The organism is Variovorax sp. CF313, from assembly GCF_000282635.1.
Classification (GTDB): Bacteria; Pseudomonadota; Gammaproteobacteria; order Burkholderiales; family Burkholderiaceae_C; genus Variovorax.
Genome location: NZ_AKIW01000016.1, coordinates 1 through 15,162 on the forward strand (window position 1 = coordinate 1; position 15,162 = coordinate 15,162).

The following is a 15,162-nucleotide window of genomic DNA, read 5'->3' on the forward strand; positions in this document are numbered from 1 at the left end:
CGGCTTTGCCGGGCCTCAGGTGTTGCCCCCGGCAGGGGGAAGGAGAAGCGACACGAAATGCGCGAAGCCTGGGGGCGAGTCACAGCCTTGAAAGCCAACGATGACGCTCGAAGCCATCCTCGCCTATCTGCATTTGCTCGCCATCCTGACGATGGTCGTTTTCATTTCCAGCGAAGCGGCGCTGTGCCGTGTGCAGTGGCTCAACGCGGCCGTGGTGGAGCGGCTGGCCAGGGTCGACATGGTCTACGGCATGGCCGCCATCGCGGTGCTCGCCACGGGCATCGCGCGCACCTGGTGGGGCGTGAAGGGCACGGCCTGGTACTGGACCAACCCGCTGCTGCATGTGAAGCTGGGGCTTTTCATCATCGTCGGCGTGATCTCGATCTTCCCGACGCTGACCTACTTCCGCTGGCGCAAGACGCTGCGCGCCACCGGCAAGCTGCCGGCCGAGGCCGACGTGAAGAAGACGCGCCGGCTGGTGATGATCCAGGCGCACCTGATCGCGCTGATTCCGCTGGTGGCGGTGTTCCTGGCGCGCGGCTTCGGCAAGTAGGCCTCCGGGCGGGAAAAATCGCACGGGGTTCGCCGGACTTCAGGGCCGGTCACGGACATGAAAAAGGCCCGCACGCGGCGGGCCTCGTTTCACAAGCAATGCCGTTTTCAGGCCTTGGCTGCATCCGCCGTGCACTTCTTCATGAAGCTGTTCTTGGCGGCGCCGGCCAGAGCTTTGCCGTTCTTGTCGACCGCCTTGGTTGCGCATGCGGGGGTCGCTGCAGCCTTGGCTTCCTTTTCGCACTTCTTGATGGAGCTGCTCTTGGCGGCGCCTGCCAGGGCCTTGCCGTTCTTGTCGACCGCCTTGGCTTCGCAGCTGGCGGCGGGTGCGGCCGCAGCGGCCGGGGCCGCCGCAGGCGCGGCCGCCTTGTCTTGTGCCTGTGCGGCACCGAAGGAAAGACAAGCGCCGAGTGCGAGCAGGGAAAGGAGCTTCTTCATGGTGATATGTCCTTGCAGGGTTGAGTTGTGACAGGAGCCCCGCCTTTGGGGCCGGCCCTCCTAACGGCCGAAGACAACAATCGGATGACGATCGTTAAATGGGCCCGGGTTTGCCCCCGGTAAAATTCGCGGATGCTATTGGTCAAACAGGAGCTGCTCGCGGCGCTCGCGAACACGCTCGAATCCCTCTCGCCCGGCGCCGGCTCCAAAGCCGCGTTCGAGTCGCCCAAGGTGGCTGCGCATGGCGATTTCGCCAGCACGGCCGCGATGCAGTTCGCCAAACCGCTAGGGCGCAAGCCTCGCGAGCTGGCCGAGCAACTGAGCGCTGCGCTGCTCGCCACCCCCGCTTTCGGCCAGTGGGTCGAGGCGATCGAGATCGCCGGCCCCGGCTTCCTCAACATCCGCCTGAAGACGGCGGCCAAGCAGCAGATCGTGCGCGAGGTGCTGTCCGCCGCGAATGCTTTCGGGCAGCAGCCGGCCTCCGGCGAGAAGGTGCTGGTCGAGTTCGTCTCGGCCAACCCGACCGGCCCGCTGCACGTCGGCCACGGCCGCCAGGCCGCGCTCGGCGACGCCATCTGCAACCTGCGCGCCTCGCAGGGCGAGAGCGTCTGGCGCGAGTACTACTACAACGACGCCGGCGTGCAGATCCAGACGCTGGCCAACAGCACGCAGCTGCGCGCCCGCGGCTTCAAGCCCGGCGATGCCGAGTGGCCCAGTGGCGATAAGGCCCCGGCCTACAACGGCGACTACATCGCCGATATCGCGGCCGACTTCAAGGCGAAGAAGACCGTCAAGTCGGAAGACCGCGAAGTCACCGCCAGCGGCGACATCGAGGACATCGACGCCATCCGCGAGTTCGCCGTGGCCTACCTGCGCCGCGAGCAGGACCTGGACCTGCAGGCTTTCCGCGTGCACTTCGACCAGTACTACCTGGAGTCCAGCCTGTACACCAGCGGCCGCGTCGAGGCTGCCGTGCAGAAGCTCGTAGCCGCCGGCAAGACCTACGAGCAGGACGGCGCGCTGTGGCTGAAGTCGACCGACTACGGCGACGACAAGGACCGCGTGATGAAGAAGCAGGACGGCACGTACACGTATTTCGTGCCCGACGTCGCGTACCACATCGCCAAGTGGGAGCGCGGCTTCCACAAGGTCATCAACATCCAGGGCACCGACCACCACGGCACCATCGCGCGCGTGCGCGCCGGCCTGCAGGCGGCGGGCGAAGGCATTCCCGAGGGCTACCCCGACTACGTGCTGCACACCATGGTGCGCGTAATGAAGGGCGGCGAAGAGGTCAAGATCAGCAAGCGCGCCGGCAGCTACGTCACGCTGCGCGACCTGATCGAGTGGACCAGCACCGATGCCATCCGCTTCTTCCTGCTCAGCCGCAAGCCCGACACCGAATACACCTTCGACGTCGACCTCGCGGTGACGAAAAACAACGACAACCCGGTTTATTACGTGCAGTACGCGCATGCGCGCATCTGCTCGGTGCTGGCCGGCTGGGGCGGCGACGCCGCCACGCTCAAGGACGTCGACCTGTCGCCGCTCGAAAGCCCGGCGGCCCAGGCGCTGATGCTGCTGCTGGCCAAGTACCCGGCCATGCTCACGGCCGCGTCGAAGGACTTTGCCCCGCACGACGTCACGTTCTACCTGCGCGAGCTGGCCGCCAGCTACCACAGCTACTACGACGCCGAGCGCATCCTGGTCGACGACGAAAAGGTCAAGCTGGCCCGCCTGGCGCTGGTCGCCGCGACCGCGCAGGTGCTGCACAATGGCCTCGCGATTCTCGGCGTCAGTGCGCCGAGCAAGATGTGAACTCCTCACCATGAAGAAGACAACCAGACAACGCGGCAACATCGTCATCGGCCTGATCATCGGGCTGGTGCTCGGCCTGGGCGTCGCGCTGGGCATCGCGGTCTACGTGACCAAGGTGCCGATCCCGTTCGTGACCAAGACGCAGCGCGGCGGCGCCGAGCAGGACGAGGCCGAAGCCCGCAAGAACCGCGACTGGGACCCGAACGCGCCGCTGGCCGGCAAGGCCGGTGCCGCCAAGCCCGCGCCGGCGGCCCCGGCCGCTCCGGTCAATCCCGTCACCGGCGAGCCGGCAACCACCGCCGTGGCCCCGGCTACCGCCCCGCCCACGACCGCCCCCCCCGTGCCCGTGGTGGTGGCGCCCAAGCCGCCGCGCCCTGCGCCGGTGCCGGCCGAAGCCAACTCCCTGCCGGCATCGAACGATCCGCTCGGCGACCTCGCCCGCGCGCGCTCGGGCAACGTTTCGGGCTCCGGCACGACCACTGCCTCGGCCGCGCCGAGCAGCAGCAACAACAGCAACGCCAGCAGCAGTTCAGGCGCCGATCCGTTCATGTACTTCGTGCAGGCCGGCGCCTTCCGCACCACCGACGACGCCGAGGCGCAGCGCGCCAAGCTGTCGCTGATGGGCGTCGAGGCCAAGGTCACCGAGCGCGAGCAGGCGGGCCGCACCGTCTACCGCGTGCGCGCCGGCCCCTTCAACAAGAAGGACGACGCCGATCGCCTCAAGGAGCGGCTCGACGGCGGCGGCATGGATTCGGCGCTGGTTCGCGTGCAGCGCTGACCCGGCGGCCGACACGAATAGCCCCTAAGCTTCGCGCCGCGGCATTTGCCGCCACCATTCATCGTTGCCCTGGGCGCGCCGGGTGCGGGGGAACTCCCCGCCGCGCGCCGGCTCAGTCTGCGTACCAACTGGAGAACCTTTTCAATGAAACGTCGTGACTTTTCGCTGGCCGCCACTTCGCTGGGCCTGCTTTCGCTGGCTGGCAACACCGCGCACGCCCAGGCGCGCGCGCCCAAGGCGGGCACCGAGTACCTGGCGCTCGACAAGCGCGTACCGGTCGACGCGCCAGCCGGCAAGATCGAAGTGGTCGAGTTCTTCTCGTACAACTGCCCGCACTGCAACGACTTCGAACCGGCGCTGGAAGCCTGGCTCAAGACCGTGCCGAAGGAAGTGGCGTTCCGCCGCATTCCCGTGCCCTTCGTGGGCAACGACGTCGAGGCCAAGCAGCGCCTGTACTACGCGCTCGAGGCCATGGGCAAGGTCGACGAATTCCAGCCGAAGGTCTTCAACGCGATCCACGCACAGCGCCAGAATGTGAACGGCGACGCCAACATCATTGCCTGGGCCGCGGCCAATGGCCTGGACGGCGCCAAGTTCAAGGAGGTCTTCACCTCGTTCGGCGTGGCCAGCAAGGCCAAGCGCGCCTCGCAGATGACCGACGCCTACAAGGTCGCCGGCGTGCCGGCGATGGCCGTGGCCGGCCGCTGGTATGTGGATGGGGAAACCGCCGGCAACATGACCAAAGTGCTTCAGGTCGTGAACTATCTGGTCGGCGAAGCAAGGAAGGGCTGACCCCAGGCTGCGCGCACGTCGTGTCGCTTCGCCTGCCCCTTGCAGGGGGCAACACCTGCGGCCCGGCGGAGCCGGTTCCGCGGTGTTTCTGGTAGAACCAGAAGGAAAGTCAAGCCCGCTTCGGCGGGCTTTTTCATCTGTGCGGGCGGGGCTGACGCAATCAGCCGCATACAATGCCGAGCAAGTTTCGTGCCTCTATGACATTGCACTCTCACCCCACCACTTCCTTCCTTCGTCGCATCGGCCGCCTGGCCGCCGGCGCGCTGTTGCTGGCCGGCCTCGCCTCGGGCGCCGCGGCCGAGACCGCCGACCGCGCCAAGCCGATGAACATCGAGTCCGACTCGATGCGCTACGACGACCTGAAGCAGACCAGCGTGTTCACCGGTAACGTTCTGGTAACGAAGGGCACGATCATCATCCGCGGCGCGCGGCTGGACGTGCGCCAGGACGCCGAGGGCTACCAGTACGGCGTGGTCACCGCCGCGCCCGGCAAGCGGGCCTACTACAAGCAGAAGCGCAATGCGCCCGACGAGTGGATCGAGGGCGAGTCCGACGTCATCGAGTACGACAGCCGCGCCGACAACGTCAAGTTCATCCGCAACGCCACGATGCGCCGCCTGATCGGCGCCACGCCGAACGACGAAAGCCAGGGCGCGCTGATCGTCTACGACCAGAGCAACGACACCTACACGGTCAACGGTTCCACCGTGCCGCCGAACACCGCCGTCAACGCGGCCACCCCGGGTGGCCGCGTGAAGACCATCCTGACCCCCAAGGCCGCGACCGCGCCGGGTGCGCCCGCTGCCGGCGCCCCGGCCGGCGCCAAGGCGCCGCCGCCGGCGCCCACCCCGGCGCCCGGCAAGGGCCTGCGCCCGAGCACCACGCTCGGTGACGAGGGAGAAACCCGCAAGTGATCGAATCCGTTGTATCGCAGGACGCCAACAGCACGCCGGGCAGCCGCCTGGTCGCGCGCGGCCTGAAGAAGAGCTATGGCAGCCGCACGGTCGTGAAGGACGTCTCGCTCGACGTGCAGAAGGGCGAAGTCGTCGGGCTGCTCGGGCCGAACGGCGCGGGCAAGACCACCTCGTTCTACATGATCGTGGGGCTGGTGCGCGCCGATGCGGGCGACATCACCATCGACGGCGAGCCCATCGCCCACATGCCGATCCACCGCCGCGCCCGCATGGGCCTGAGCTACCTGCCGCAGGAGGCCTCGATCTTCCGCAAGCTCACGGTCGAGGAAAACGTGCGCGCCGTGCTCGAGCTCCAGAGCGAGCCCGATGCCAACGGCAAGATGGCGCCACTGTCGAAGCAGCACATCGAAGAGCGACTGTCCGAACTGCTGGCCGACCTGCGGGTGGACCACCTGCGCGACTCGCCCGCGCTGGCGCTGTCGGGCGGCGAGCGCCGCCGCGTCGAGATCGCGCGCGCGCTGGCCACCCAGCCGCGCTTCATCCTGCTGGACGAGCCCTTCGCCGGCATCGACCCGATCGCGGTGATCGAAATCCAGCGGATCATCAGCTTCCTGAAGGAGCGCGGCATCGGCGTGCTCATCACCGACCACAACGTGCGTGAGACGCTGGGCATCTGCGATCACGCGTTCATCATCAGCGACGGGCATGTGCTGGCACAAGGCACACCCTCGGAGATCGTCGACAACGCCGAAGTACGCAGGGTGTACCTGGGCGAACACTTCCGGATGTGATCGTGCGGCGAGGGTCAAGGATCATCGTGGCCACCGTCCGCGCGGAGCTTCCTCGCGGGGGCCGCCGCGCACGGCCGCCCGAAGCGGCCGGCCCGCCCCCGGTTGGGGGGTGGCGTAGCGCGAAGCGCGCAGCCTGGGGGGGGGCCATTTCCTCATGAAGCAAGGGCTGTCCCTTCGCGTCTCGCAGCATCTGGCACTGACGCCACAGCTGCAGCAGTCCATCCGGCTGCTTCAGCTTTCCACGCTCGAACTGAGCCAGGAAGTCGAGCAGATGCTGGACGAAAACCCGTTCCTCGAACGCACCGCGGAAGAAGCGGCGCGCGAGGAATTCGGGCTCGACACGGCTGATGCGCCGGTTCCGCGCGATGAGGGCGAGAGCGACTTCGCGCCTTCGGCCGCCAGTGCGCCCGCCGAGACCACCAGCACCACCACGGCGGATACCGACGGGCCAGCTGCCGAGATCACCGAGCGTGAGCCCGACTGGGAAGGCGACGGCACCGTCGACATGGCGGCGCCCGACGACAGCGAGTGGGGCAGCGACGCGCCCGCGCGCCAGAACAACCTCGGCGACGACGAACGTGCCGACGCCACTGAACTCGCGCGCAGCCAGGAGTCGCTGCAGTCGTTCCTGCACCGACAGGCGCTGAGCCTGCGCCTGAACGAGAACGACAGCGCCGCGCTGCGCTTTCTCATCGAATCTCTCAACGACGACGGCTACCTCGAAGACTCGCTGCCCGCGCTGGCCTCGGGCCTGGCTGGCGACGACAACGACCAGTTCGACGACCTCGTGCATCACTTCCAGGTGGCGCTCGGACTGCTGCAGAGCCTGGAGCCCGCGGGCGTAGGCGCGCGCGACCTCGGCGAATGCCTGGGCATCCAGCTGCGCGCCATGGCCAGCGAGGACGAGACGGACGAAGAGGCGCTGGTCCGCAAGACCGCCATCACCGTCTGCAAGCAGCCCATGGAGCTGCTTGCGCGCCGCGATTTCAAGCGCCTGGCCACGCTCACCCGCAGCAGCGAGGAGCTGGTGCGCTCGGCGCTGCAGATCATCGCGCGGCTGGAGCCCAAGCCGGGCCGGCGCTTCGTCGACGTGGAGCGCAACATCGTCATTCCCGATGTGATCGTCACCAAGACCGGCCGCGGCACCAACGTGAAGTTCCGCGTCATGTTGAACCCCGAGGTGATGCCGCGCCTGCGCGTGCACGACATCTATGCCGGCGCGCTCAAGTCGCACAAGGGCGAGGGCAGCCAGGCGCTGTCGCAGCGGCTGCAGGAGGCGCGCTGGTTCATCAAGAACATCCAGCAGCGTTTCGACACCATCCTGCGCGTGAGCAACGCCATCGTCGAGCGGCAGAAGAGCTACTTCGTGCATGGCGAACTCGCGATGCGCCCGCTGGTGCTGCGCGAGATCGCCGACGAGCTGGGCCTGCACGAATCGACCATCTCGCGCGTGACCACCGCCAAGTACATGGCCACGCCGTTCGGCACCGTCGAGCTCAAGTACTTCTTCGGCTCGGCGCTGGGCACCGAGACGGGCGGCAATGCGTCGAGCACCGCGGTGCGCGCGCTGATCAAGCAGTTCGTGAGTTCCGAGAGCATCAAGAAGCCGCTGTCGGACAGCCAGATCTCCGAGATGCTGAAAGAGCAGGGCATCGAGTGCGCACGGCGCACCGTGGCCAAGTACCGCGAGGCGCTGCGCATCGCGCCCGCGAACCTGCGCAAAGCCCTGTAACTTGGCACACCCCCAGGCTATGCGCACTTCGTGTCGCTTCGCCAACCCCCTTGCAGGGGGCAACACCTGCGGCCCGGCGGAGCCGGTTCCGCGGTGTTCCCCGAACGGACCTGGACCGTATTGGCGCTGGGGCCTGGCGCTGTTGTTCGCGGCTTTCGCACTGCTCGCCACCGGCTGCGCCACCCTGCCCGACGAGGCCCCGCGCGCACCCACCAAGGCCATGGCCGTCTCGGCCGACACCGCCCTCGGCAAGCTCGCGCTGGCCTTGCAGCCCGACCCCGACCTGAGCGGTTTTCGCCTGATGCCCGGTGGCGACTTCGCCTTCGACACCCGCATCCAGCTGGCCCGCCGTGCCCAGCGCACGCTCGACGTGCAGTACTACCAGATCGAGAACGACGAGACCGGCCGCTACCTGCTGCGCACCCTGCGCGACGCCGCCCAGCGCGGCGTGCGCGTGCGAGTGCTGATGGACGATCTCTACACCTCGGGCGAGGACGAACTGCTGCTCGGCTTTGCCGCCACGCCCAACGTCGAACTGCGCCTGTTCAACCCGTTCCCGGCCGGGCGCGCGAGCATCCTGAAGCGCTTCACCGCCTCGCTGTTCGACTTCAGCCGCGTCAACCGGCGCATGCACAACAAGCTGTTCATCGCCGACGGCGCGATGGCGGTGGCGGGCGGGCGCAACATCGGCAACCAGTACTTCACGCGCACCGCGGGCGAGAATTTTCTCGACCTCGACACCTTCGTCACCGGTGCGCTGATCCCGCGGCTGGGCAGCCTGTTCGACCAGTACTGGAACAGCATCTACGTGCGGCCGATCCAGTCGGTGGTGCGCAGCGAGTTGTCGGCCGAAGAGCTGCAGCGCCGCTTCGACGCGGTCACCGGCCCCGACACCACTCCACCGCCGCCGAAGCCCGCGCCCAACGACCTGCTCGGCTACAGCCCGATGGTGGAAGACCTGAACGCCGGCAAGCTCGGCCTGATCTGGACCACCGCCGAGGCCTATGCCGATTCGCCCGAGCGCGTGATCGGCAAGACCGCCTCCTACGGCGGCGTGCCGCTGCTCGACGTCGACAGCGTGCGCTACAACGTGGTCGAGCAGATGCGCCGTGCACGCTCCGAAGTGACCATCGTCTCGCCCTACCTGATCCCGGGCGCCACGGGGCTGGAGGTGATGCGCGAGATCCGCAACCGCAACGTGAAGATCAGCGTCGTCACCAATTCGCTGGCCGCCACCGACGAGCCGCTGGTGCACACCGCCTACCGCCGCTACCGGCCCGACATGCTCAAGCTCGGCGCCGACCTCTACGAGCTGAGCTCCACGCGCACCCGGCGCAGCGTGCGGCTGGGCCTGTTCGGCACCTCGGTGGGCAGGCTGCATGCCAAGTCGGCCGTGATCGACCGGCGCACGCTGTTCGTCGGCTCGATGAATTTCGACCCGCGCTCGGAGTCGGCCAACACCGAGATCGGGCTGATCATCCACAGCGCCGAGATGGCGCAGCAGGCGCTGAAACTCATCGACGTGCTCAAGCAGCAGGGCGCCTACCGGCTGCGCTTTGCCGAAGGCAGCAACGAGTCGCGCATCGAATGGGTCAGCGAGGATGCCGGCAAGCTCACCGTGCTGACCGAGGAGCCCGACTCCAGTTTCTGGGGCCGGGTCATGCTCGAATTGCTGGCGCCGCTGACGCCGGAGAGCCTGCTCTAGCTGGTGCTCGTGGCGCCGGCGAGGCCGGGCAGCGGTGTCATTGCACGTTGACCGCTTCGACCTGCACCAGCAGCTTCACCTTGTTCTCGAAGCCGAAGTTCAGCCCCCAGGTGATGCCCCAGTCGCTGCGCTCCACCGTGGTCTCGAAGTCGCCGCCGCACACCTGGCGGTTGATCAGCGGGCTCAGGTAGCAGTTGAAGCGCACGGCCTTCAGCGTCACAGGCCTGGTCTGGCCCATCAGCGTGAGCGTGCCGGGCACGTCGGTCACCTTGCCGCCGCTGAAATCGATGCGGTCGGCCACGAAGCGGCCGATCGGAAACTCGGCCACGTTGAAGAAATCCTTGCTCTGCACATGGCGGTTGAGCAGGTCGACGCCGGTGTTGATGGAGCTGATGTCCATCGTGATGTCGACCTTGCCGCTGGCGCCGGTGCCGTCAATCTGCACGGAGCCGTCCTTGGTGCTGAAGCGCCCGCGGTTGGTGGTGGTGCCGTAGTGCCCCATCTCGTACATCACGAAGGTGTGAGTCGGATCGATCACGTAGTTGGCGTTCTTCGCCGGCCCGCCCGCGGGCTTGGCGGCCACGGCCGGGGCGAATTCCGTTGGCAGTTGCTGTTGCTGCGCCGTGGCGCTGCCGGTGAATGCGGCGGCCGACAGGGCCGCGGCGAGAAGGAGCTTTTTCATGGTGTTGGATGCGGGAGGAAAGAGGAAAGTGAGTGAGGGGCGGACAGCCTGGCGCTTCACAACGGCCCGAAGCCCGTGAGCGTGAACCTGAAGCGCACCTGCACGTCGTTGCCGACCGTCGAGGTGTCGGTCCATTCGCCTTCGCCCACCTTGTAGTCGAGCCGCTGGATCGTGAAGCTCCCCGTGGCAACCGCCTCCTTGCCGCCGGCCGCGGCGATGCTGACGGGCACCGTCACGTATTTGGCGATGCCCTTGATGGTGAGCTTGCCCGCCATCTCGAACTTGCCGTCGCCCAGCGCCTTGATGGCGCTCGACTGGAAGCTTGCCTGCGGGAAGTGCGCGGCGTCGAACCACGGCTGCTTGGGCAGTTCCGCATCGCTCATCGGGACGCCGAAGCCGGCGCTGGCCGTGTCGATCTGCAGCGCGACGGTGCCGCCCTCGGGCTTCTTCGGGTCGAAGGCCACCTGCGCGTCGAATTTCTTGAACGTGCCTTCCACGGGCACGCCCATTTGCTTGCTGACGAAGACGATCTGGCTCTTGTCGGCCACGAGCTTTGCCGCTGCGGGCTCGGCGCCGGCCGGCAGCGCCAGGGTGGCGAAAGCCAGCGCCGCGAGCGACGGCGCGAGACGGAAAAACAGGCGCTTGATCATCGAGCTGGTTCCTTGCGTGGCCGGGGCCACATGCGTTTGAGAAGACCGTCGCGGTCGATCCAGTGGTGCTTGAGCACCGCCGCCACGTGCAGCAGCGTGACGCCCGCCAGCACGAAGGCGCAGTTGCGGTGCAGCGGCTGCAGCACCGCCTCGGCGAAGGCGTGGTCGACCGGGACGAAGTCGGGCAGCGGCAGCACGCCGAACCACGCCACCGGCATGCCCATGGCCGAGCTGTAGGCCCACCCGGACAGCGGCACCGCGAAGAACAGCAGGTACATCAGCGTGTGGCTGATGCGGTAGCTCGCCAGCTGGAGCGCCGACATGCCCGGCGGGAGCGCCGGTGGGCGATGCCCGAGCCGCCACAGCAGCCGCAGCGCCGACAGCGCGAGGATGGTGACGCCCGCCCACTTGTGCCAGCTGTAGATCTTCAGGCGCAGCGGCGAGAACGGCAGCCCCGTCATGTAGAGCCCTACGCCGAACGAGCCCACGATCAGGGCCGCAAGCAGCCAGTGCAGCGCCATCGTGAACGGGTCGTAGCGCGGGTCGGCGGCGAGGGGGGATGAGGATGTGTCGGCGGACATCGTGAGCAGGACAGGCGGCCTGTGCGCGGAGCATATATCGGAAGCGATGACATCACCGCACGGCCCGTGCCAGCCCGCCGCCCTGCCGGCCTCAGCCCTGCGACGGCTGTTGCGCCCTCAGCAGCACCCCGCGCAGTTCGTCCGGCTGCACCGGCTTGCGCAGCGCATGCCAGCCACGCTCGGCGGCGAGCCGCTGGGTGGCTTCGTTGATGTCGGCCGAAATCAGCGCGATCGCCAGCGACGGCTTCTGCCGCTGCAGCTTGTCGGCCAGCGCGATGCCGTCGAGCGCACCCGGCAGGCGGATGTCGCACAGCGCCGCGTCGAGCGCGCGCAGGTCGGCCAGCGCCAGCGCCTCGGCGGCGCTGGCATAGACGCGCGGCTCCACGTCCCATTGCCGCAGCAGGGCACTGAGACTGTCGGCCACCACCGTGTTGTCTTCCACCACCAGCACTGCGAGCCCGGGGCGCAGCGTGTGCGTTGCATCGGCGCCGTCGTCCTGCGGCGCGGAAGCAGGGCGCGCCGCCACCATCGCGCCGTCGGGCGCGGCAGGCAGCTCGAAGCTGAACACCGACCCCCGCCCCGGCGCCGAGCGAAGCGACACCGCAATGCCGAGCTGCGCCGCCAGCCGCCGCACGATCGCCAAGCCCAGCCCGTGGCCGCGCTGCAGGTTGCGCTCGACGTTGCCGATCTGCTCGAAGTCGTCGAACACGCGCTGCTGCGCGTCGGCCGCGATGCCGATGCCGCTGTCGCGCACCTCGACGCGCCAGGCACGGCCGGTCCCGCGCCGGCGCGCCCGCACCGCCAGCAGCACGCGCCCGCGCGGCGTGAACTTGACGGCGTTGTCGACCAGGTTGGCGAGCACGCGGCGCACCGACAAGGTGTCGCTCCAGGCGATGGCGTCGTGCGGGCAGCGCACCAGCACCCGGCCGTCGCCTGCCTGCCGCGCCAGCCCCAGCAGCAGGGGCGCCAGAGCCACTGCCGCCGGACGCAGCGGATCGACCGCGGCCTCGATGCGGCCGATTTCGAGCAGCTGGTTGGTCAGCCCTTCGAGCGCTTGCTGCGCGCGCGCCAGCGAGCCCACGGTGTACTGAACCGCCTCCATGTCCGCGCCGCTGTTCAGCTGCTGGCGCAGCACTTCGGCCTGCAGGCCGATGGCCATCACCGGCTGGCGCAGGTCGTGGTTGGCGGCAGAGAAGAAGCGCAGCCGCTCGGCCTGCGCCTGCTCGGAGGCGCGCAGGCCGGCCAGCGCCTGTTCGCGCAGCGTGCGCTCGTTGAGCCGCAGGCCGATGTTCTCCTCGAGCTGGCGCGAGCGCTCGGCCACCAGCTTCCACATCATCGCGATCAGCCCGATGCCGATGACCGCCACGGCCATCATCACCGGCGCACCCAGCCAGAGGCCTGTGACGATGATCGGCGCCAGCAGCAGCGTGATCGCCAACTGGGTGGCCGGCGTATAGAACGACACCGAGAAGGCCGACGACAGCGTCATGCCCATCAGGATCAGGCCCAGCAGCAGCTGCAGGTCGGCGCGCGCAGGGTCGAACAGCAGCACGCCGGCCAGCCCGTGCGCCAGTTCCCAGATGGCCGTGCGCAGCGTGTGCGTGCGCTGTTCCTCGCGCAGGGTTTCGGGCGTGAAGGGCTCGGGCAGGCGCTGCGGGAAGAAGCCGCGCATCACCGTCACCCCGGTGACCAGTGCGATCCACACCAGCGCGCGCGGCACCGAGTATTGCCAGGCGAAGAGCGCCGCCACGCCGCAGTTCAGCAGGTATTGCACCAGCAGCACCGGGCCGATGGGCCGGATGGACAGCCGCAGCACCTCGCACTGGATCGCGAAGCGGTCGCTGCTGCCGGTGGGGGCCGGGGATGCGGGGGTGGGAGGCATCGGCAAATCGACTATATAGAGAAGGTGCGTGACGCGGCGACAATGGAGTCCCCTAGTCGGGCTTCCCGATGGCCAATTTTTTGTGAACGATCTCTCTCTTTTCCTGCCTTGCGCCGCCGGCGTCGAGGAATTCCTCGCCCAGGAGGTGCACGCCCTGACCGGCCGCGCCGGGCAAGACCTGCTCACGCTGCGCGGCGGCGTGCGGGTGCGCGCCGACTGGCGCGACGCCCTGAAGCTCAACCTGCACAGCCGGCTCGCGCAGCGCGTGCTGGTCGAGCTGGCCCACGCGCCCTACCGCAACGAGAACGACCTCTACGCCATCGCCAACGGCGTGGCCTGGGAGATCTGGTTCACGCCGAAGCAGACCTTCAAGATCGAGACCACTGCCCAGCACAGCCCGCTGCAGAGCCTGAACTTCGCCACCCTGCGCATCAAGGACGCCATTGCCGACCGCTTCCGCGCCAAGGCGAACGGCGTGCGCCCGAGCATCGAGACCCAGTGGCCCGACTGCCGCGTGTTCGCGCACCTGACCACCGACACCTGCACGCTGTACATCGACACCTCGGGCGAGCCGCTGTTCAAGCGCGGCTGGCGCCAGGACAAGGGCGACGCCCCGCTGAAGGAAACCCTGGCCGCCGCCATGCTGGCCGCCAGCGGCTGGTGGAACCCCGAGACCGGCGAAGTGTCCACGCAGCCGCTGTACGACCCCTGCTGCGGCAGCGGCACCATCGCCATCGAGGCGGCGCAGATCGCGCGCGGCATCGCGGCCGGGTCGCTGCGGCGCTTCGGGTTCGAGAAACTGTTGCCGTTCCAGGCGCATGTCTGGAACGCGATCCGGCAGGAAGCCGAGACCACCGTGCGCGAAGGCAGCGTGGCGATCTTCGGCTCCGACGTGTCGCACCGCATGGTCGACTTCGCCGAACGCAATGCCGAGCGCGCCGGTGTGGCGCAAGCGGTCGAGTTCCGCGGCGGCGATGCCTTGCAGCGCATGCCCCCGGCCGAAGGCGGCGTGATCGTGCTCAACCCGCCGTACGGCGAGCGCATCGAAGTGGGCGGCGTGGCCGGCACGGGCCGTTCCGGCGCGCGCGAATCGGCGCAGGGCGAGGGGGGCGACGGCGGCGAGTTCTTCCCGCAACTCGCCACCCACTGGAAGAAGAACTACGCCGGCTGGACCGCCTGGGTGCTGACGCCCGACCTGAAGCTGCCCAGGCAGATGCGGCTGAAGGAGTCGCGCCGCGTGCCGATGTGGAACGGGCCGATCGAGTGCCGGCTGTTCCGCTTCGATATGGTCGCGGGCTCAGCGCGGAAGTAGCGCGCCTTCGGGCCGCGGCTGCTCCCTGGCGGCTTCCTTGGGCCGGACGGCGCAGGCCGCGTTGACTGTGCGCATGACGAGATCGCGCGCGCCGGCCAGCGTCAGGGGATGGATGTCGTCCTCTTCGAAATGCCTCACCGCGACGGGCTCGCCGACGAAGTCCGGATGGCCGAAGTAGGTGGTGCTCACGTAGCGCGCGCTGCGGGTCTCGCAATCGACCTTGGCACGGGCCTGGAAAGAGCGGAACCGGATGCCCTCGCGTTCCGTGCGGTCCTCCGGCAGGCTCATGCGCAGGCTCACGAGCCGGTTCGATCCTTCCACCTCGACGCTGGTCGGCTCCACCTGCACGTAGCTGCTGGCGGCATCGCCGGGCGTGCCCGACAGGGTCAGCCACTCGGCCCGCACTCCCGTGGACGCGAGCACGACGAGACAGAGCAGCGGGAGACGTTTCATGAAGGAAGGGCGGGGGTGGGCAGGCAACGGCCCATTTTCGCCGGGCGGGCCGACAAGGGCCTGACTCCGGCCCTGCATGGTG

15 protein-coding genes are annotated in these 15,162 nt (G+C 68.4%); 9 read left to right on the top strand and 6 right to left on the bottom strand.

What is annotated here, in order from left to right; translation table 11 throughout:
* The first annotated feature begins 100 nt into the window (after positions 1 to 100).
* Complete coding sequence (locus tag PMI12_RS05195; RefSeq protein WP_007829859.1) at positions 101 to 553, top strand: DUF2214 family protein; 453 nt, start codon at positions 101 to 103, stop codon at positions 551 to 553.
* Positions 554 to 660: 107 nt separating this feature from the next.
* Here the strand turns inward: PMI12_RS05195 and PMI12_RS05200 are convergent, their stop codons facing one another.
* Entirely contained in the window at positions 661 to 990 is a 330-nt protein-coding gene (locus PMI12_RS05200) for a hypothetical protein (protein ID WP_007829861.1), read from the bottom strand.
* 132 nt (positions 991 to 1,122) lie between these two features.
* Between PMI12_RS05200 and argS the strand changes: the two genes are divergently transcribed.
* The 7 genes from argS (at position 1,123) to PMI12_RS05235 (ending at position 9,520) form a co-directional block, all read left to right on the top strand.
* Positions 1,123 to 2,808: an arginine--tRNA ligase gene (gene argS, locus PMI12_RS05205; protein ID WP_007829863.1), complete on the top strand. Its 1,686-nt coding sequence runs from the start codon at positions 1,123 to 1,125 to the stop codon at positions 2,806 to 2,808.
* Positions 2,809 to 2,818: 10 nt separating this feature from the next.
* Positions 2,819 to 3,586 carry an SPOR domain-containing protein gene (locus PMI12_RS05210; protein WP_007829865.1) on the top strand — a complete coding sequence of 256 codons (768 nt, stop codon included), beginning with the start codon at positions 2,819 to 2,821 and terminating at the stop codon, positions 3,584 to 3,586.
* A 144-nt stretch (positions 3,587 to 3,730) separates the two neighbouring features.
* Positions 3,731 to 4,378, top strand: coding sequence for a thiol:disulfide interchange protein DsbA/DsbL (locus PMI12_RS05215; RefSeq protein WP_007829867.1), 648 nt, complete (start codon positions 3,731 to 3,733; stop codon positions 4,376 to 4,378).
* A gap of 197 nt (positions 4,379 to 4,575) precedes the next feature.
* Entirely contained in the window at positions 4,576 to 5,292 is a 717-nt protein-coding gene (gene lptA, locus PMI12_RS05220) for a lipopolysaccharide transport periplasmic protein LptA (RefSeq protein WP_007829869.1), read from the top strand.
* Positions 5,289 to 6,083 (top strand): LPS export ABC transporter ATP-binding protein, encoded by a 795-nt coding sequence (gene lptB / locus PMI12_RS05225; RefSeq protein ID WP_007829871.1) that lies wholly within the window; start codon positions 5,289 to 5,291, stop codon positions 6,081 to 6,083. Before lptA ends, lptB begins: the two co-directional genes overlap by 4 nt.
* A 154-nt stretch (positions 6,084 to 6,237) precedes the next feature.
* Positions 6,238 to 7,815, top strand: a complete 1,578-nt coding sequence (rpoN, locus tag PMI12_RS05230) for an RNA polymerase factor sigma-54 (protein WP_007829873.1) — start codon at positions 6,238 to 6,240, stop codon at positions 7,813 to 7,815.
* 19 nt (positions 7,816 to 7,834) lie between these two features.
* Complete coding sequence (locus PMI12_RS05235; protein WP_007829875.1) at positions 7,835 to 9,520, top strand: phospholipase D family protein; 1,686 nt, start codon at positions 7,835 to 7,837, stop codon at positions 9,518 to 9,520.
* 37 nt (positions 9,521 to 9,557) lie between these two features.
* On the opposite strand, the gene PMI12_RS05240 is transcribed toward PMI12_RS05235, so the two are convergent.
* From PMI12_RS05240 to PMI12_RS05255, 4 genes are all read right to left on the bottom strand, one after another.
* Positions 9,558 to 10,202 (bottom strand): YceI family protein, encoded by a 645-nt coding sequence (locus PMI12_RS05240; protein WP_007829878.1) that lies wholly within the window; start codon positions 10,200 to 10,202, stop codon positions 9,558 to 9,560.
* 56 nt (positions 10,203 to 10,258) lie between these two features.
* A complete protein-coding gene (locus tag PMI12_RS05245) occupies positions 10,259 to 10,852 on the bottom strand; it encodes a YceI family protein (protein WP_007829880.1) in 594 nt (197 codons plus the stop codon).
* Positions 10,849 to 11,433 (bottom strand): cytochrome b, encoded by a 585-nt coding sequence (locus PMI12_RS05250; RefSeq protein WP_007829882.1) that lies wholly within the window; start codon positions 11,431 to 11,433, stop codon positions 10,849 to 10,851. The genes PMI12_RS05245 and PMI12_RS05250 overlap by 4 nt, the downstream gene beginning before the upstream one ends.
* Before the next feature lie 91 nt (positions 11,434 to 11,524).
* The gene (locus tag PMI12_RS05255) at positions 11,525 to 13,315 is read right to left on the bottom strand and encodes an ATP-binding protein (RefSeq protein ID WP_007829884.1); all 1,791 of its coding nucleotides are present in this window, start codon (positions 13,313 to 13,315) and stop codon (positions 11,525 to 11,527) included.
* Positions 13,316 to 13,397: 82 nt separating this feature from the next.
* Between PMI12_RS05255 and PMI12_RS05260 the strand changes: the two genes are divergently transcribed.
* A complete protein-coding gene (locus tag PMI12_RS05260; RefSeq protein ID WP_007829887.1) occupies positions 13,398 to 14,627 on the top strand; it encodes a THUMP domain-containing class I SAM-dependent RNA methyltransferase in 1,230 nt (409 codons plus the stop codon).
* Here PMI12_RS05260 and PMI12_RS05265 read toward each other — a convergent pair.
* Entirely contained in the window at positions 14,613 to 15,080 is a 468-nt protein-coding gene (locus PMI12_RS05265; protein WP_007829888.1) for a surface-adhesin E family protein, read from the bottom strand. The two genes, PMI12_RS05260 and PMI12_RS05265, sit on opposite strands and share 15 nt — an antisense overlap.
* Positions 15,081 to 15,162: the final 82 nt, after the last annotated feature.